The organism is Streptococcus oralis, assembly GCF_001579175.1.
Taxonomy (GTDB): Bacteria; Bacillota; Bacilli; order Lactobacillales; family Streptococcaceae; genus Streptococcus; species Streptococcus oralis_O.
Genome location: NZ_KQ970759.1, coordinates 253,746 through 271,761, shown reverse-complemented (window position 1 = coordinate 271,761; position 18,016 = coordinate 253,746). Strand labels below are relative to the sequence as shown.

Below are 18,016 nucleotides of genomic sequence, written 5' to 3'. Positions count from 1 at the left end.
CGAGCAATCCTGAGTTTTCCTAAATCTGGTAAGTCTGCTGGAAGCAGATACAACTGATCTCCAAAAGTTTGTAAAACACCCGTCAAGTCTATCTTTAGGTGTTTCTGAGCAAATTCTTGCCATAAGTTCAGCTGTTCACGGCCGAGATTGCTCTTGCTAGGTTTCCACTTCGGTTCAGGATTTTCTCCCTTAAACTGCAAGTGGGCAACAAACTGCCCTTCCCCCTTAAAACGATGAGGATACATCCGAGCCGTTTCAGGAAGGTCAATCCCCTGAACCATACCATTGATGAGTTCAATAGGAATCAGGTCAAAATCATACTCATCCAGTAGCCAGTGAACGATTTCCTCATTTTCCTCTGGTGCCCATGTGCAGGTCGAATAAACGAGACGACCACCTTCTGCCAACATGGTGACTGCGTCTTCCAAAATTTCACGTTGCAAACTAGCACATTGACGAGGATAGTCTAGATTCCAATAGTCCATAGCATCTGGTTGTTTACGAAACATCCCTTCTCCTGAGCAAGGTGCATCTAAGACAATCACATCAAAATAGCCTTTGAAAACCTTAGCCAATCGGTCAGCCGATTCGTTGGTCACTACGACATTTGTCGCCCCAAAGCGCTCCATATTTTCCACCAAAATCTTGGCTCGTTTGCTTGAAATTTCATTGGAAACAAGAATACCATCCCCTGCTAGGTAGGATGCTAATTGAGTCGACTTGCCACCTGGTGCTGCTGCCAAGTCCAAGACTTTCATACCAGGAATCGGTGCTACTACCTGAGCCACCATCTGGGCAGCCGGCTCTTGTGAATAGACCAAGCCAGTCACATGTTCTGGAGATTTCCCAGAAACCTTACCGTAATGCCCCCAAGGTGTATGAGGAATGGCATCTGTGAACGCGGCTTGGTCTTCTTTTAAGGGATTGACCCGGAAAGCCGAAACCGCTTCCTGCTTAAAAGAGGCAAGAAAGTCTCTTGCCTCATCTCCTAGTAGGGCTTCATATTTTTCAACAAATCCTTCTGGAAATTGCATTTAAATTTCTTTCCTTTCATAAATGTAGGACTGAATCTCTTCTTGCATTTCGATTGGCACCAACATGACCGGCTGGCGTGTTTGAAAATCAACAGGCTCACCAGAAACTGTAAGAAGACGATAGCCCAGACTTTCCCCTAGGATACTTGCAGCAGCGTAATCCCAAGGTTGCAAATAGGTAATATAAGTCAGCAGACGACCAGACAAAACCTTGGCAAAACTAATGGCTGCACTACCATAGACACGGACTCCCAACGCTGCTCTACCCAAATCCGCCAAGCCCCACTCATTGGTTTCAAACATGCCTGAGTTACCAGCCACTAAAAATTCTTGAAGAGGTTTCTTTTTAAAAGTTGGTAAGGTCTCATTATTACGACATGGAGGAAAGTCACCACCACCATGGTAACAATCCCCTTTCATGACATCATAAATGATACCAAATTTCCCAACCCCATTTTCAAAGTAGGCCAACATCACGGCAAAATCTTCCTTCTGGGCAACAAAGTTATTGGTACCGTCAATGGGATCAATCACCCAAACATTCCCCTGGCCGACTGCCGTACGCAAACAGCCCTCTTCCGCACAAATCAAGTCTTCTGGATAAGATGCTAAAATTCTACCAACCAAGAGATCCTGAACCTCCTTGTCCAAACGCGTCACCAAGTCTGTAGGGGAAGACTTGCGCTCAACCTGCAAATCTTCTTTCATGTGAGCCAAAATATAGTCAGCAGCGTCCTGCACAATCTGTTTGGCAAATTCAAATTTAGTTTCCAAGAGAAATCTTCCCTTCTCTTTTTTCTTTTGCTAATTGAACTGCATGATAGAAGGAATAACCGCTAGCCGTTTCAAATTCGCGACCTAGGCGCTTTTCTTCACTTTTGCTTGGAACCACAGACTTAAATTTCTTGTAAGAATCTAGCAGTTTTTTGCTTCTACCTTATCTTCATAAGCAGCTTCAACATCATTAAAAAAAGAAAGCACTGAAGCAAGTTCTTCAGTGCTCCACGACAAATCTAGTGGGTAACTATACTGTTTGTTCATCTATCCTATACCAGCTCTCAATGTTGCTTCTTTCAATTCTTGTTTACGGTAACTACGAGGGAGAAAAGCACGAATCTCATCTTCATTAAAACCGATCTGCATGCGTTTGGTATCTATAATAATTGGGCGACGCAAAAGACTAGGATATTGCTCAATCAACTGAAGCAACTCCGATACCGAGATACTCTCTACATCAATATCTAATTTTTGGAAGATTTTTGAACGAGTTGAAATGATGTCATCAGTACCATTTTCGGTCAAGGAAAGAATATGTTGTAATTCTTTTCTTGTTAAAGGACTAGTCATAATATTATGCTCTTGAAAGGGCACTTTATGCGTCTCTAACCAAGCCTTTGCCTTACGACATGATGTACAACTCGGTGATAAAAATAGTGTAATCATGCTTTTCTCTTCTTTTATCTATACTTGCTATTTCTATTATACAAAAAATAAAGCGCTTGACTAGGTATTTTTAGAAAAAAAGCCTATTTTTTCATAGAAAATAGACTGTTTTCTGCAAAAATCTCCTGCTTTGCAAGTTTATCTTTAGGATAACCTAACAATAAATAGGGAGCAGAGCGACTTCTCTCGGTTTTTATTAAAAATACAGAATGTTATCTACTTTTTCCTCGAAGCCTCGACAAGAAGGAAACTGAATATTCCTTCATACAAAGCAAAGAAAAGTACAAAGGCATGAAGGAAGAAAATCTCTGGTAAAATCAGAATAACTCGATCCTTTGCTGGATCAAAAAGCCAGGTATCATCTCCCACAAAGAGAATCTGATGGAAAAGCGTAAAGAATTGTTCAAAACCAATCAACACTCCTACAAGCCCAATGACTAGAGGCAATAGCACTAGAATCAGGATACTTTTACGATATAGGGCTAAAAAGCCTTTTTTCACTATCTTTATAACAAAGAAATAGAAACTTGGAAGTGTAGCTAGAGCAACTAGTTGAACTAGGTGAAAGAGATTCTTCACCACCGCAAAGTGGTGTAGACCTGCCGCTGATGAACGAAAATCTGGCATCTCTAAAACCTGACTAAAGGGATTGGTCAGGTAATTCATCAAGATATGAAAATTGTACTGAATGGTTTCGGGCTTTAGATAGACTCGATCCGCTAAGTTCAGCCACTGAATTTCCAAAGGATAGAAAATCCATGCCAGATAAATGGTCAGTAGGATAGAAAGGGAGAGGAAAAAGAGCATACTTCCCCAAAAGGTCAGTTTAGTTTTCATCAAAATTCCACTCCGCAAGGCTAGACACCACATGAGTTGGTGCAATTGGCAAGCCCGCCACTTCTTCTGCCTTGGTAAAACCTGTCGTCACCAAGAGCGTTGGAATGCCATTGTCAATCCCTGCTCGGATATCTGTCAGGTAATTGTCCCCAACCATGAGCAAGTCTTCTCTTCTCAAACCTAAGTGCTCAACTGCCTTGTCCATAATGATAGCATTTGGTTTTCCGATATAAACTGGTTTCACTCGTGTTGCTACTTCAAGAAGTGTAATTAGTGAACCAGCACCAGGCAAGAGACCACGTTCCGTCGGGATATTGAGGTCAGGGTTGGTTCCGATAAAGTGAGCCCCCTTTTGAATGGCTAGAGTCGCCGTCGCAAATTTTTCATAGTCGACTTGCCAATCCAGTCCAACTACCACATAGGCTGGATTTTCCTTGTCTTCGACATAACCAGCCTCCTTAATGGCATCCTTGAGCCCCGCTTCACCGATGACATAGACTGTCTTTTCCAGTCCCAAGTCATTCATATAGTCTATGGTTGCCAAGGTTGCTGTATAGACAGTTGATAGAGGGGTATTAATATTAAAATTCTGAGCCAACATCTCTTGAACACTCTCTGGAGTTCGGGTTGTATTGTTGGTTACAAAGAGATAAGGAATTTCTCGCTTTTGCAATTCATGCACAAAAGCCTCACCTGCTGGAATTCGTTCTTTCCCCTTGTAAATGGTTCCGTCTAAATCAATTAAATAACCTTTATATGTCATCTCTCTTTAGTCCTTTTTTATTTCTTGCCAAGTAATCCTAGCTTGGGCATTGATCTCGCCATCACTGATAATCTGATGCTTGCTTTCTAGTCCCTTGAGTTCATAAGCTGAGGCAATCATGCCACCCGGTCGCACTTCTTTGACATACTTGAGATTGATTTTCTTTGGAATATAGTTGGTTAGAAAATCGGCTCCCATGACCTCAAAAATCCAGTCTAGATATTTACTATTATTGACATGACCATTCATATCCAAATCGTAAAAACGAACATGGTAGTCTTTACTGATTGGATCTTCTAGATTTGCATACTTCGGCCCACGGATCAGTTTTTTATCAAATTCTGACTGGTAAGGCGCAACAATCTCAGGCTCGACTCCATGAACTTTCCGACTATTGCGGTCCATGAGAACAAAGGTTGCTAACATGTGAATCATTTCTTGACCTGCTTCATCGTAGAGAGTGAAGCGACGATAGCAAAAGAGACGATTGTAGCTCAAGGCTTCCGTTTCAATCGTAATCTCCTCAGCAAAGCGAGGCAAACGTACCACGTCAATCTCATAATCCGTGATAATCCAGACCAGATTGTAGCGTTCCAAGACGTCCTTGTCACTGACTCCCAGCTCAATCGATTGCATACCTGATACTTGCAGGGACAGCAAAATCACATCTGGCAGCTTGATATGACCGTTCATGTCCGCCATATCAAAAGGAATTTTCATTTTCATTTGATAAGTTAAGCCCATCGTTCTACTCCAAAATAAATCGTTCTGCTACTGTGTCTCCCAAGAAGAGACCTCTCTTTGTCATTCGGACACGATCACCATCGATCTGCATGAGACCTTGTTGAATCAAGTCTCTGATGATTCCGCCATAAAGTTCATCAAAGGACCGTTCGAATTTTTCCTCAAATCGCGCCATGGAAACCCCGGATTTTTTCCGGAGTCCCAGAAACATTTCTTCTTCCATCTGCTCCCTTTGACTCAGGTGTTCTTCTGTAATCCGAGCATTTCCTGCCTCTACTGCATTGAGATAGTGGCGGATAGGACCGTGGTTTTTATAACGCACTCCGTCCACATAACCTGAAGCACCCGCACCGATACCATAATACTCGGCATTATCCCAGTACATGAGATTGTGGCGACTTTCAAATCCAGGTTTGGAGAAATTGGAAATCTCATAATGCTCAAAATCAGCTCGCTCCAGTTCTGCAATGATGTACTCAAACATCTCTGCTTCTAACTCTTCCTTGGGCAGGGGCAATTTCCCACGTCGCATGCGGTTCATAAAGACCGTATGATTCTCCAAAATCAAGCTATAAAGACTCATATGAGGAATATCAAGCGAGATAGCCTTAGCCACATTGTCCTTGACCTGTTCCATGGTCTGACCTGGAAGAGCGTAGATCAAGTCGATGGAGATATTGTCAAAACCAGCCAGTTTGAGCCGGTCGATATTCTCATAAATATCCTTTTCCAAATGACTGCGCCCAATCTTTTTCAGCATCTTGTCATCAAAAGTCTGCACACCTAGAGAGACACGATTGACTGGCGACTGTTTCAAAACCGCAATCTTATCCTCGTCCAAATCTCCTGGATTGGCCTCAATGGTCAACTCTTCCAAGACAGACAAGTCCAAGTTTTTAGTCAAGCCATCCAGGAGCACTTCTAATTGCGGAGCTGACAAAGCCGTTGGCGTCCCACCTCCAATGTAGAGGGTTCGTAACTTTTGGATATCATAAGAACGAAACTCCTCTAGCAGATGCTCCAAGTAACTATCTACTGGTTGATTCTTGATAAAAACTTTTGAAAAGTCACAATAATAACAAATCTGTGTGCAAAAGGGAATATGCACATAGGCTGACGTTGGTTTTTTCTGCATAGTATTTATTATACCACAAAGACTGGTTTCCAGATAAAAATCACCATCTCCAGAACCAGAGATGGTGATGTTTTATTCTTCTGTAATATCAATAATAATCTCTTCTTCGTCTTCTACGATATCTGGAGTTGCTGACTGGTCTTGCCACTGCTCCTTGAGATTGTTAAAGGTTTCCTTTGACGCTTCTGTCGCTTGTCGTGCACATGTTTTGGCTTGATCAAGGACACTGTCAAAAGTGATTTCACCAGATTCTACTTGTTCCTTTGTTTTCAGCACAAAGTCCGTTGCCTGTTCCTTCACTTCTGTTAGTTTTTCACAAACCTGCTCTCTAGCATATTCTGGATCTTCTCTCAGGTCATCTAGAAAATCTTGAGCTTGACTGCAAACTTGCTTGCCCTTGTCACTGGTTAAGAACAAGGCCAGAGCTGCACCTGAAACGGTTCCTAAAAGGATAGAGGATAGTTTTCCCATGAGATTTCTCCTTTTTTATTTTTTGAAAAATTTACTTGCGACACGGAGTGCAGATAATCCAGCACCCGTCTTAAGTGTTTTTGATCCGGCTGATGAAGCTTTTTTGCTCAAGACACGTGCTTGACTATTGAGATCAGACACTGACTCAGATAAGTCTGCTACAGCCGTAAAGAGTGGGTCGATCGTCGCAACCTTAACATTGATATCGTCAACCAAGACATTAACTTTTACCAACAATTCATTGGTATGATGTAAGGTAACATCTACATCTGAAGACAAGGTTTTGATGGTTTTCTCCGTCTCATCAATCATTCGACCTGCTTTTTGAATCGTGATTGTCAAATAGACTAAACAGACAATCAAAGCAATGGCAACAAGAATATAAGCAACTTCTAACATTTAGTTTTCCTCCTCTGTATGATAGAAAGGGGCTTTCTTTCGATTTTGATAAAGTATGATAAAAATACCGAGTCCGATAAGGATAACTGATAACCATTGGGAAACTCGCAGACCAAAGAACATGAGACTATCTGTTCGCATTCCTTCGATAATCATACGACCAAAACCATACCAAATCAAGTAGAAAGCAGTGATATGACCACGTCTGATTCCCTTCAATTTTCGTCTAAAAATCAGAATCAAAGCAAAACCGATCAGATTCCAAACCGACTCATATAAGAAGGTCGGCTGACGGTAGCTACCATCAATGTACATCTGGTCACGAATGAAGCCTGGCAAATAATCCAAACCATCTACTGCTGCACCGTAGGCTTCTTGGTTAAAGAAATTTCCCCAGCGTCCTAAACTTTGGGCAATCAGAACGCTCGGTGCCGCAATATCTAGAAAGTCCCAAGTATTGATTAATTTTCTATCCGCAAAGATATAGAGTACAATAGCGCCCGCTATCAAACCTCCGTAAATGGCCAAACCGCCATTCCAGATGGCAATCACATCACCTGGATTTTGAAGATAGTAATCTAAGCGGAAGAGCACATAGTAAAGTCTGGCACCTAAAATTGCAATAGGAAAGGCAATTAAGATAAAATCTAGAATGTCATCTGACAAAATTTTCTTTTTAGGAGCTTCTTTCATGGCAAGATAGACTGCCAAGACCAAGCCTGCCACAATACATAGGGCATACCAACGAATGGAAAAAGGTCCGATTTCAAATGCAACTGGATTAATCATGTTTCACCTCATTTTGAGCGATCAGATTTGTCAAACGTTCTTCAAATAAACGTGTCGCATCAAAGCCCATTTCCTTAGCACGATAGTTCATTGCTGCCGCCTCAATAACAACAGAGATATTGCGTCCTGTTTTTACCGGGATGCGGATACGTGGAATAGCTACACCAGAAACTTCTAATTCTTCGGCATTGTTTCCTAGACGGTCAAAAGTCTTATGGGTATCGTAATTTTCCAAATAGACAGCCAGTTGAACTTGTGAAGAATCTTTTACAGCGCTTGCTCCATAGAGACTCATAACATCGATAATCCCAACTCCACGAATCTCAAGCAGATGCCTTAAAATTTCAGCTGGTTCTCCCCAAAGAGTCATCTCATCCTTGGAATAAATATCGACACGGTCATCCGCTACTAGACGGTGACCACGCTTCACGAGTTCAAGACCTGTCTCACTCTTACCGATACCACTATCCCCTTGGATCAAGACTCCCATGCCATAGATATCCATCAAGACACCATGTACACTGGTACGTTTAGCTAAACGGGAATCAAGATAACTAGATAACTCTCCAGACAAACGACTGGTTGCTGTCCGACTGGTTAAAATCGCAATCTTGCATTCCCTAGCAGCCTTCAACATTTCTTCTGGAACTACCAAGCCACGGGCTACGATGACCGCTGGTGTTTCTGGCAGAAACATTTTTTTCAAAACTTGATAACGGTTTTGAGAAGGCATACTAACCAAATAGGACCACTCCTTCATCCCCAAAAGCTGGATCCGTTCTGGAGTGTAGTAATCAAAATAGCCCGTCATTTCAAGACCAGGTCTCGTAATGTCCGCTGTGTTGATTTCTTTTTCAAGCAATTCGCCTTCGCCATATACAATGTCTAGTCTGAGCTTTTCAATTACTTCTCTTACTAAAACCGACATAATTTCCTCCTTCAATCGAGTTCTCCTTACTATTATATCAAATTGTAGTTGGAAGTTTCCTTTTTTTGCAGGATTTACAGTATTTATTTGAAAATAAAAAGACTAGACAAGTCTAGCCTTTCATTTCTAATTAGAATTTTTTACGTTTACGAGCTGCTTCTGATTTACGTTTACGTTTTACAGAAGGTTTTTCATAGAATTCACGTTTGCGTGTTTCTTGAAGAGTACCAGCTTTAGTAACCGCACGTTTGAAACGACGAAGTGCATCGTCAAGAGATTCATTCTTACGTACTACTGTTTTAGACATTTTTTTCACTCCCTTCAAGTTCAAGATCTATTCTATTTTACATGCAAAATGAATAAATGTCAAGAGGAAACTAAGTTTTTTATTCTTCATAATGATTAATAATATAGTTCACCATCTCCTCCATATCTACTTCAGATAAAGGTAATTCCCAGTTTGTTGTTTCCATTTTAAGAAAAGCATCACTAACTTTAGTTATTGTATAACAATCTTTAAAAATTGGAATTTTTTTAGATTGTTCAAATAAGATGCCTACTCTATCATATAAGACGTGAAGATTTTTATTTTTATTTGGATCAATATCAAAAGACTGTAAAGAGATTAGTATATCATTTCCTTTATATGACAAATCAATCCACATATGATTTGATAAATCATACGGTCTAGATAATCTACTACCCGAGGTGTACTTTTTATTTCCTACGCCTCCTAAATATTGATTTCTTGTATTAAATGGTTTATCTTTTGACTTAGTAAAAAGAGAATTCCCTTCCTTATCTTTCTTCTTTGTAATAAACTGTATTATTTTATTTCTTTCTTCCGTTCTAGCGCTCTTATACGCTTCTTTTACTTTTAGAAATTCTTCTTTATTATTCATGTGGTGGCCCCCTAACGTAATGTTGAAGTTTTATATGTCTAAAACCACTCACTCCAAAGAGCAAGTGGTTGAGAATTTATTTTTCAAGTAAGCTTAACGCTTCTGCATCTGCAATGATGGTTACGTCAGGGTGGTTTTGGAGGCTGCTTGCTGGTAGACTTTCAGTCACTGGGCCAGACACTGTTCCGGCAATGGCTTCTGCTTTCGACTCACCGTAAGCAAAGAGAAGGATAGACTTGGCATCCAAGATATTTTTAATTCCCATCGAAATGGCTTGAGTTGGGACGTCTTCAATCTTGTCAAAGAAGCGAGCATTCGCTTCGATTGTAGATTGATCAAGTTCTACTAAATGTGTTTGACTGTTAAATGGAGTACCTGGCTCATTAAAGCCGATATGTCCATTGCGACCAATTCCCAAGATTTGCAAATCAACTGGATGGTCAGCCAAAATTTGGTTGTAGCGTTCAACTTCAGCTTCAGCATTATCCTTAACACCACGTGGCAAGAAGCTTTCTTTAAATGGCTTTTGGTTGAACAAGTTTTCTTGCATGAAGTAACGGTAAGATTGTGGATTGTCCCCATCAAGCCCAACATACTCATCGAGGTTTACACTGGTTAGGTTTGAAAAATCAAGGTCACTCTCAACGATTTCCTTGTAAAATTCAAGCGGGCTGCTTCCCGTTGCAAGTCCTAATGTTTGAGCACCATTGGCCAATTTTTCCTTCAAAATCTCAAAAGCTACTTTTCCACCTTCGATTTGGTTTTCAACTTTAATAACTTTCATCTTTTCATCCTCCATTTTAATCTATATTTATTATATGGTATAGACCAATTTTTGTCAAGTGAAAACGATTTATTTTCCCAAAAAAGAGCGTCCAAACTTGAAACGTGTTATAATGGATAAGATTAGAAGTTAGAAAGAATGATGAAAAAAATGAATACAGCTGATTTTGATTTCCACTTGCCTGAGGAATTGATTGCCCAAACACCCCTTGAAAAACGTGATGCCTCTAAACTCCTCATCGTCAATCGTGAGACGGGAGAATTTCAGGATAAACACTTCCACTCTATTATTGATATGTTGGAACCAGGTGATGCCCTTGTCATGAACGACACCCGTGTTCTCCCAGCCCGCCTCTATGGTCAAAAGGAAGAAACAGGTGGCCACGTGGAGCTTCTCCTTCTTAAAAATACTGCTGGTGATGAGTGGGAAGTCCTAGCTAAACCTGCCAAACGCCTCAAGGTCGGTACTCGCGTCAGCTTTGGAGATGGTCGTCTCAGCGCTGTCGTTACGGAAGAATTGACCCACGGGGGCCGCATTGTCCGCTTTGAATACCAAGGAATTTTCCTAGAAGTTTTGGAAAGTCTGGGTGAAATGCCACTACCACCCTATATCCACGAAAAATTGGATGACCGTGAACGTTATCAAACCGTCTACGCTAAGGAAAGTGGCTCTGCTGCTGCACCTACTGCTGGATTGCACTTCACCAAAGAACTGCTAGCAGAAATCCAAGCCAAGGGTGTCCATTTGGTTTATTTGACCCTCCACGTTGGTTTAGGAACCTTTAGACCCGTTTCTGTTGACAATCTGGACGAACATGAAATGCACTCAGAGTTCTATCAACTTTCTGATGAAGCAGCAGCCACCCTTCGATCTGTCAAGGAAAATGGAGGCCGTGTCATCGCTGTTGGAACTACATCGATCCGCACACTGGAAACCATCGGCTCTAAGTTTGACGGACAAATCCAAGCAGATTCTGGCTGGACCAATATCTTTATCAAACCCGGTTACGAGTGGAAGGTTGTAGACGCCTTCTCAACCAACTTCCACCTTCCAAAATCAACTCTGGTCATGCTAGTTTCAGCCTTTGCTGGTCGGGACTTAGTTCTAGATGCTTACCACCATGCCATCCAAGAACACTACCGCTTCTTTAGCTTTGGTGATGCTATGTTTATCTATTAAGAAAATCCCTATTAGGAAACCTAATAGGGATTTTTCTAATTATTCCATACTGAACTTTGGATCCTTCAAACTCTGCACACTGGCATTGATAACTGCTCCGATAATTAAAATCTTTGCAATGAGAATAAACCAGAACATCATGACCACCACGATAATGGAACTGAAAAATCGGACATCGATTAAATGGTTGACATAGTTATTGAAATAGACAGAAAAGATATTCAACAGAAAGACAAGAGTCAGTAAGACAAAGATACTACCTGGAAAAACGTAGCGAATACGAGGGACTCTGACATTTGGAAGGAAATAGTAAAGCATGACCAAGATGGCAAAGAGCAAGGCATAAATCAAAGGGCCTGTAAAGTCCTGTAGATAATTAAAGAAAGGACTGTCTGATTGCCAGTAAGTTTTGAGGAGATTAAGCAACATACGCCCAAACATACTCAAAAATAAGGCTAAGGCAAAAAGAATTTGCAAGCCAAAGCTGACGAGTAAACTCATCAATTGATGGGAGATAATTCCTCGGCTCTTGGCTACTCCATAGGCCTTATTAAAGGCTTTTTGGAGAAAATCCATCGATTTCGAGAAGGTCCAAAGTGCAGACAAGACTGCAAAACTCAGCAAACCAGTCGATGGTTGAGTCAGGACTTCTCGGACAATCTTTGCAACCACATCATAGACTGTATCTGGTACAAATTCCTTGATGGTGAGCAAAAAATTTGAAATCGGAATTTGAAAATAGGGCAAAATATTGACCACTATCATCAGTAAGGGAAAGATTGAAATCAACCAATAGTAGGCAACCGCAACACTGGTCAGTTCACTATCGGAAGCTTGATAAAAATGTAAAAAAGCTTTCAACAAGGGCCGTTCCATCAGCTCTTTCCACCACTTTTTCATGTTGCGATCCTCCTAATACAATTTAATTTTCTAAACTAATTTCTTCTGACTAATTCCATCATATCATAGGGTAGGGTATTTGCGGCTTCTTTTAGAGAATAATTTTCAAGATTGTTGACATTTTGCCGTAATTTCTTGGCATACTTGGTCGTAATCAATTTCTTCTCTTCGTATTCAAAGATTAACTTACGTTCTAGGTAGTAACCTCTTAGCATTTCATCGATATTGTTTGGTTTGATACGAGTAATAACACGTTCGACAAAGGCCCCACTACCGATTATAGCTGTTTCACGCAAGCGAGACTCCTGCATAAAGCTAATCAGACTACTCTTGTAGATTCCTTTTAGGTTTTCCAAACTTTCGATAATCAACTCCGTATTCTCCAGATAGAGTTCGGATATTTGATCATAATCAATAGCTCGAAGGCGACGTTGCTCCTTGTCATTCCAACTACGGAAGGTCTGGCCAAAGGTCAGCAATTCATGCAGGACAAAACGCAAGATACGGAGGGATACAAGGAAGTAATATGTTAGGCGGGAAGCCACCTTGCGATTGATGCTCTGTTCCATATTTTTCAAATAGCGTTGGTAAACTTGATAGCCACGCTCACCGATTTTTCCTTCCTCGTAAGCCTGCTCTAAACCATCGCTTTCGATACTCAAGATGAGGAGTTTTAAAGCCTCCCAGTCCTCTTGGGCGCTTTTATTTTCTTGACTAAGGATTAGGTTCTCAATTCGACCGTGATAATTATCAATAGCCGCATAAAGGGGTAGTTTGTTCTTATGCCCTTCCAGTTCTTTTTCTAACTCTCCTGTGACCTCATTTAAAATTGCAATGTGCATGAGGTAATCCTTGGTTTCTTCTTGCTCCTCGGAAAGGTGGGGAAGAACTAAAAGACCTGTTAGAAAGCTTAATAGCGTGACACCCGCTACAAGGAAAAGTAAGAGAGGATATTCCTGCTCCAAATGACTTGGTATGAGGAGAATGGTCGCGATAGATACTGTCCCTTTAACACCAGAGAAGGTCAAAAGAAGCATATCTTTCATGTACTTATGAATTTTTTTCTTAAGTCGACGCGTCCTCACAAAGTAAAAACCAGCAATCATGACAAAGCGAATGGCAAAAAGTAAGAATGTCAGTAAAACAACCGATACCAATAAGAGTAGGGGATTATAAAGGGGATTGGTCAGGATAGGTTCTGCTATCATTTCCAATTCTATTCCCAAGATGACAAAGACAGATCCATTGAGCATAAAGGTCACGGTATGCCAAACAGTATCAGTAACGGTATCTACTTGGGCTTCGAGGAGTGTAATTTTCTTGAAACGACTGGCCTTCAAAATCCCTGCAACTACAACTGCGATAATCCCTGAAACATGGATTTCTTCGGCGATAAAAAAGGTCATAAGAGGCAAACTCAGTTCAAGCAAAAGTTCACTCGCTATATCCGTCGCTCGCAGACTCAGTAAAAATGTATGTAGGAAACGATTAATTATTGCCGTCACAAAACCGACCACAAAACCACCAAGGATAGAAAGGGCTAGGGAAGTTCCAGCCTGACTGAGGGAAAAAGCGCCTGTTGTCCATGCAGCCAGAGCCACCCGAAAGGCAACCAAACCAGAAGCATCATTTAAAAGTCCTTCTCCTTTGAGGATATTGGATACACGTTTAGGAAAACGAAAGCGTTCAGAAAGAGAAGCAAAGGCAACTAAATCCGTCGGACCAAGCGCTGCCCCAACAGCCACGCAGGCAGCTAAGGGAAGGCTGAGCCAAAGGAAATGGGCCAAGGCTCCCAAACTCAGGGTAGAGATGAAAATCACTGGAAAAATTAAATAAACAATGATACGCCAGTGTTTTAAAACAGATGTAATATCTGCTTCTTGAGCTTCTCGAAAGAGTAGGGGACCAATAACAACTGCCAAAAACAGCTCGGTATTGAGATGAAAGTCAGTATTTGGTAAAAAGAGACCAATGCCAATTCCCAAAAGAATTTGTACTAGAGGGAGGGGTAAAAAAGGCAAGAGTTTATTAGTCGTACTGGAAACAATTAAGACAAATAAAAATAGAATCAGGTAAATGAGTAATTCCACGCAATTCCTCCTTAGTCTTTTTTACAGCAAGATTCAAATATCTCCTTCTGCTCTTGGATTTTCTGATCAATCTTGGAACAGTCTTTGTGCTCAATTTTTTTCTGGCACCGTTCCATTTCAAGAGCTACTAACTTTTTCTTGATTTTGAGCATTTTCTTACTCATATGCTCTTCGTCGAGTACTCCAACCGCTCGCTCATGCTGCGTTGACTCGACAAAATTTTGGCGCATCGCCTCTAATTTCTCACGTAGGTATTGTTTATCCATGCCTATATCTTTCTAATTTCTCAATCATAACTAAAAACGGGGGATTATTGACTTGGTTGAGGGTTCGATAAATCACAACTGTGTACTCTTGTTGGTTCAACTGACTCACAAAGTCCAAAACAGCATCCCTCTCGGTGTCTCCTCCCTCATGACCATAATAAATCATAATGGCAATCCGTCCACCCTTGACAAGCAAATGACAGAGCTTTTCAAGTGCTTCCATGGTAGTCTGAGGTTTGGTGATGACGGATTTGTCAGCAGAAGGCAAATAACCCAGATTAAAAATCCCTGCCTTAGCTTCTGTCACAAACTGGTCAAGTGTCTCATGTCCTTGCAAAATCAACTGGACATTTTCTAAACCAGCTTCATTTAAACGGTCTTGGGTTTTCTCCAAAGCTTGCTCTTGAATATCAAAGGCATAGACTTGCTTGGCTAGCTTGGCTAAAAAAAGCGTGTCATGTCCATTCCCCATGGTCGCATCCACAACGATATCCTCTTTTGTCACGACTTCAGCCAAAAAATCATGTGCCATCTCAAGTGGTCTTTTCATTTCCAAACTCCTGTTTTACAGCCTTGCATCCTTGAACACTTCCTCGACGTCTCATTTCAGTTTCAATAGCATTTAGCACTTCCCATTTATTGAGGCTCCACATGGGGCCAATCAACATATCTCTAGGTGCATCTCCTGTGATCCGATGAATAACGATATTCTTGGGAATGATTTCCAGTTGGTCACAAATGACCTTGACATACTCATCCTGACTCATCAGTTGCAAGCGTCCTTCGTGGTAATCTCTTTGCATACGCGTATTGGTCATAAGATGGAGCAAGTGCAGTTTAATTCCTTGAATATCATTATCCGTAACACAGCGACGGACATTTTCGACCATCATCTCATGAGTTTCCCTAGGCAGGCCGTTGATCAGATGGGAAACAATCTCAATCTTAGGATATTTCCTCAAGCGTTTGACTGTTTCCACGTACAATTCATAAGAATGAGCACGGTTAATCAGGTCAGAGGTTGCTTCAAAGGTGGTCTGCAAGCCCAATTCTACCGTCACATGCATGCGTTCTGATAACTCAGCCAAATATTCGATGGTTTCATCGGGTAAACAGTCTGGGCGTGTTCCGATATTGATTCCCACTACACCAGGTTCGTTAATGGCTTGTTCATAACGCTCCCGAATCACTTCCACCTTTTCATGGGTATTGGTAAAGTTTTGAAAATAAACCAGATACTTTTTAACATCTGGCCACTTGCGGTGCATAAAGTCGATTTCCTTATAAAATTGCTCACGGATAGGGGCATCTGGTGCTACAATGGCATCTCCAGAACCCGAAACCGTACAAAAGGTACAGCCCCCATGAGCCACAGTTCCATCCCGATTTGGACAGTCAAATCCCGCATCAATAGGAACTTTGAAAGTCTTTTCTCCAAAAAGTTTTCGATAATAATCATTCAAGGTATTGTAAGATTTCATAACTTTCATTATAACAAAAATCACCAACAATCTCAAAAGCCTGACTTTCCTACAAATTCCCTTGTTTCTCATTTCCTTTAGCGTTTTTTTATGATACAATATGGGTATGATTTTAATGAAAATAGCATCTATTTTATTATTGATTTTAACCTTGGTGGTTTGCTTTATTGTCACCAAGCTTTTCGGACTTAGGAAAATAGGATTTAATTTCGCGGATCTAGCTTTTCCACTTTTGGTATTCGAGTACTACCTTATCACTGCTAAAGCCTTTACCCACAACTTTCTACCGCGACTTGGTGTTGCCCTTTCTCTCCTAGCAATCCTCCTTGTAGTCTTTTTCCTTCTCAAAAAAAGAAGTTTTTATTACCCTAAATTTATCAAATTCTTCTGGAGAGCAGGTTTTCTCCTTACCCTGATTATCTACATGGCTATGATTGTCGAATTGATGATGGTAAAATGATCACTAACCCTGTATTTAATTACCGGGTTTTTCTTTTACTCCTTTACCTAAAAAGACCAGAGGAAGCCTCTGGTCTTTTTATCACAGGTTAAACCTAAGAAAATAAATGAAAACTATCTTTCTCACGCTAGATTATTTATTTTTACGGCTTACAAAGTACAATCCACCAGTCACTGCCATCAAAGCGAGTCCTGCAACTACTGCTGTGTTAGATACTTTTTCGCCAGTGTTAGGAAGTTTAGGTTTTGGACCTGGTTTCTCTGGAGTGTAAGTATTCGTAATCGTGTAACCATCCACCGCTTTTGTATACCCTTTAGGAAGTTCTGCCTCATCAATGGTATAGGTAATTTCTTTACCATCTTGATTGCGATCAAGGTCTGTAAACTCATAAGTCCAACCACTTGCTTCTGAAGCTATTGCAGTTTTACCAGTATCTTTACCATTGGCAAGTAGTTTAACTGTAATAGATGCTGGGCGAGCGTCTTTATGGTTTTCATCACCTTTCCAGATCTTCTTACCTTTTACAGATGTTTTCTCTGGTGTATGAGTGTTAGTCACATTCATACCAGTTTCAGTAGCTGTGTAACCTGTAGGAACACCAACTTCTTTGACTGTGTACTCGATTGCTTTACCATCTTGGTAACGGTCCAGATTAATAAATTCATACTTCCAACCTGTTTCCGCTGTGGCTGTTGCTGTCTTGCCAGTATCTTTACCATTGGCAAGTAGCTTCACTGTGATAGATGCTGGACGGATACGATCTTGGTCGTTATTGTCAATCCAAGTCTTTTGTCCACTTACAGCAATTTTTTCTGGTGTATATTCATTGGTAATGGTGTACTTACCTTCTTTTTCTGTGGTGATTGTTGAAGTATATCCTTTGACAACCACTTCTTTGACAGTATACTTGATTAGTTTACCATTTTCATACTTAGGAAGTGCTTTTGATTCGAACTTCCAACCAGTTGCTTCTGATACTTCAATTTCTTGAACGACTTCTTTATCGTTTTTAAGAATTTGAACTTTCACAGATGATGTACGTTTGCCGTCTTGGTTGTTGTTATCTTTCCACACCTTAGTTCCTGAAAGGATAACTGTATCTGGATTGTGAGTGTTAGTCACTACTTGACCAGTTACAGAGGCTTCATAGCCAGCTGGTACATCTACTTCCTTGATTGAGTAAGCGATCTCTTTACCAGCTTCGTATTGTGGAAGATTTGTAAATGATGCTACCCAAGTGTTAGCGTCGGTCTTATCCTTAGCTGTCAAGGTCAATTTCTTACCTTCAACGGCTACTGGATCAGCATCTCCTACTTTTTTATAAAGTTGAACCGTTACGGACTCAGGACGTTTGCCGTCTTGGTTATTAGCGTCGTTCCATACTTTTGTTACTTTGTAGTCGATTGCTTTA

General features: G+C 40.8%; 22 protein-coding genes and 1 pseudogene. 2 read left to right on the top strand and 21 right to left on the bottom strand.

Translation table 11 applies throughout. The features are described 5' to 3' along the window. From SORDD24_RS01360 to SORDD24_RS01290, 15 genes and pseudogenes are all read right to left on the bottom strand, one after another. On the bottom strand, positions 1–1,034 hold a 1,034-nt coding region (locus tag SORDD24_RS01360; protein ID WP_231082641.1), incomplete at its 3' end, for an RsmF rRNA methyltransferase first C-terminal domain-containing protein. After that, a complete protein-coding gene (locus SORDD24_RS01355) occupies positions 1,035–1,808 on the bottom strand; it encodes an inositol monophosphatase family protein (RefSeq protein ID WP_061406815.1) in 774 nt (257 codons plus the stop codon). It abuts the gene before it with no gap. After that, positions 1,798–2,075, bottom strand: a pseudogene (locus SORDD24_RS01350) (UPF0223 family protein). The gene SORDD24_RS01355 and the pseudogene SORDD24_RS01350 overlap by 11 nt, the downstream one beginning before the upstream one ends. Next, entirely contained in the window at positions 2,076–2,477 is a 402-nt protein-coding gene (locus SORDD24_RS01345) for a Spx/MgsR family RNA polymerase-binding regulatory protein (protein ID WP_000631261.1), read from the bottom strand. A 216-nt stretch (positions 2,478–2,693) separates the two neighbouring features. After that, positions 2,694–3,314, bottom strand: coding sequence for a TIGR01906 family membrane protein (locus SORDD24_RS01340; protein ID WP_061406813.1), 621 nt, complete (start codon positions 3,312–3,314; stop codon positions 2,694–2,696). Continuing rightward, entirely contained in the window at positions 3,304–4,077 is a 774-nt protein-coding gene (locus SORDD24_RS01335; RefSeq protein WP_061406811.1) for a TIGR01457 family HAD-type hydrolase, read from the bottom strand. Before SORDD24_RS01335 ends, SORDD24_RS01340 begins: the two co-directional genes overlap by 11 nt. Positions 4,078–4,083: 6 nt before the next feature. Next, entirely contained in the window at positions 4,084–4,821 is a 738-nt protein-coding gene (locus SORDD24_RS01330) for an acyl-[acyl-carrier-protein] thioesterase (protein WP_061406809.1), read from the bottom strand. Positions 4,822–4,825: 4 nt separating this feature from the next. Beyond that, positions 4,826–5,956, bottom strand: coding sequence for a radical SAM family heme chaperone HemW (gene hemW / locus SORDD24_RS01325; protein ID WP_061406807.1), 1,131 nt, complete (start codon positions 5,954–5,956; stop codon positions 4,826–4,828). A 72-nt stretch (positions 5,957–6,028) separates the two neighbouring features. Continuing rightward, positions 6,029–6,427 (bottom strand): YtxH domain-containing protein, encoded by a 399-nt coding sequence (locus SORDD24_RS01320; protein WP_061406805.1) that lies wholly within the window; start codon positions 6,425–6,427, stop codon positions 6,029–6,031. Between the two features lie 15 nt (positions 6,428–6,442). Then, entirely contained in the window at positions 6,443–6,826 is a 384-nt protein-coding gene (locus SORDD24_RS01315) for a DUF948 domain-containing protein (protein ID WP_049538298.1), read from the bottom strand. Further along, entirely contained in the window at positions 6,827–7,615 is a 789-nt protein-coding gene (lgt, locus tag SORDD24_RS01310; RefSeq protein ID WP_061406803.1) for a prolipoprotein diacylglyceryl transferase, read from the bottom strand. Further along, a complete protein-coding gene (gene hprK / locus SORDD24_RS01305; RefSeq protein WP_000115193.1) occupies positions 7,608–8,543 on the bottom strand; it encodes an HPr(Ser) kinase/phosphatase in 936 nt (311 codons plus the stop codon). Before hprK ends, lgt begins: the two co-directional genes overlap by 8 nt. Positions 8,544–8,673: 130 nt before the next feature. Next, positions 8,674–8,850, bottom strand: a complete 177-nt coding sequence (rpsU, locus tag SORDD24_RS01300; protein WP_000048054.1) for a 30S ribosomal protein S21 — start codon at positions 8,848–8,850, stop codon at positions 8,674–8,676. 79 nt (positions 8,851–8,929) lie between these two features. After that, positions 8,930–9,445 carry a hypothetical protein gene (locus SORDD24_RS01295; RefSeq protein WP_061406801.1) on the bottom strand — a complete coding sequence of 172 codons (516 nt, stop codon included), beginning with the start codon at positions 9,443–9,445 and terminating at the stop codon, positions 8,930–8,932. 76 nt (positions 9,446–9,521) lie between these two features. Continuing rightward, on the bottom strand, positions 9,522–10,229 hold the full coding sequence (locus tag SORDD24_RS01290; protein WP_061406799.1) for a glucosamine-6-phosphate deaminase: 708 nt from the start codon (positions 10,227–10,229) through the stop codon (positions 9,522–9,524). 150 nt (positions 10,230–10,379) lie between these two features. Between SORDD24_RS01290 and queA the strand changes: the two genes are divergently transcribed. Further along, complete coding sequence (queA, locus tag SORDD24_RS01285) at positions 10,380–11,408, top strand: tRNA preQ1(34) S-adenosylmethionine ribosyltransferase-isomerase QueA (protein WP_009013937.1); 1,029 nt, start codon at positions 10,380–10,382, stop codon at positions 11,406–11,408. 39 nt (positions 11,409–11,447) lie between these two features. On the opposite strand, the gene SORDD24_RS01280 is transcribed toward queA, so the two are convergent. Genes SORDD24_RS01280 through SORDD24_RS01260 form a run of 5 tightly spaced genes read right to left on the bottom strand, consistent with a single transcriptional unit; the run spans position 11,448 to position 16,154 of the window. Next, positions 11,448–12,308 (bottom strand): YihY/virulence factor BrkB family protein, encoded by an 861-nt coding sequence (locus SORDD24_RS01280; RefSeq protein ID WP_061406797.1) that lies wholly within the window; start codon positions 12,306–12,308, stop codon positions 11,448–11,450. Positions 12,309–12,343: 35 nt separating this feature from the next. Next, positions 12,344–14,398 carry a cation:proton antiporter gene (locus tag SORDD24_RS01275; protein WP_061406795.1) on the bottom strand — a complete coding sequence of 685 codons (2,055 nt, stop codon included), beginning with the start codon at positions 14,396–14,398 and terminating at the stop codon, positions 12,344–12,346. Between the two features lie 11 nt (positions 14,399–14,409). Beyond that, on the bottom strand, positions 14,410–14,664 hold the full coding sequence (locus SORDD24_RS01270; protein ID WP_000361099.1) for a hypothetical protein: 255 nt from the start codon (positions 14,662–14,664) through the stop codon (positions 14,410–14,412). Then, positions 14,657–15,214, bottom strand: coding sequence for a tRNA 5-(aminomethyl)-2-thiouridylate-methyltransferase MnmM (locus tag SORDD24_RS01265; protein ID WP_061406793.1), 558 nt, complete (start codon positions 15,212–15,214; stop codon positions 14,657–14,659). The genes SORDD24_RS01270 and SORDD24_RS01265 overlap by 8 nt, the downstream gene beginning before the upstream one ends. Next, positions 15,198–16,154 (bottom strand): tRNA modification radical SAM protein MnmL/YtqA, encoded by a 957-nt coding sequence (locus tag SORDD24_RS01260; protein WP_061406791.1) that lies wholly within the window; start codon positions 16,152–16,154, stop codon positions 15,198–15,200. Before SORDD24_RS01260 ends, SORDD24_RS01265 begins: the two co-directional genes overlap by 17 nt. Before the next feature lie 91 nt (positions 16,155–16,245). Between SORDD24_RS01260 and SORDD24_RS01255 the strand changes: the two genes are divergently transcribed. Beyond that, positions 16,246–16,605, top strand: coding sequence for a DUF3397 domain-containing protein (locus tag SORDD24_RS01255; protein WP_061406789.1), 360 nt, complete (start codon positions 16,246–16,248; stop codon positions 16,603–16,605). Positions 16,606–16,737: 132 nt separating this feature from the next. Here SORDD24_RS01255 and SORDD24_RS01250 read toward each other — a convergent pair. Then, positions 16,738–18,016 (bottom strand): Cna B-type domain-containing protein (locus tag SORDD24_RS01250; protein ID WP_231082640.1); only part of this gene is annotated, 1,279 nt, incomplete at its 5' end.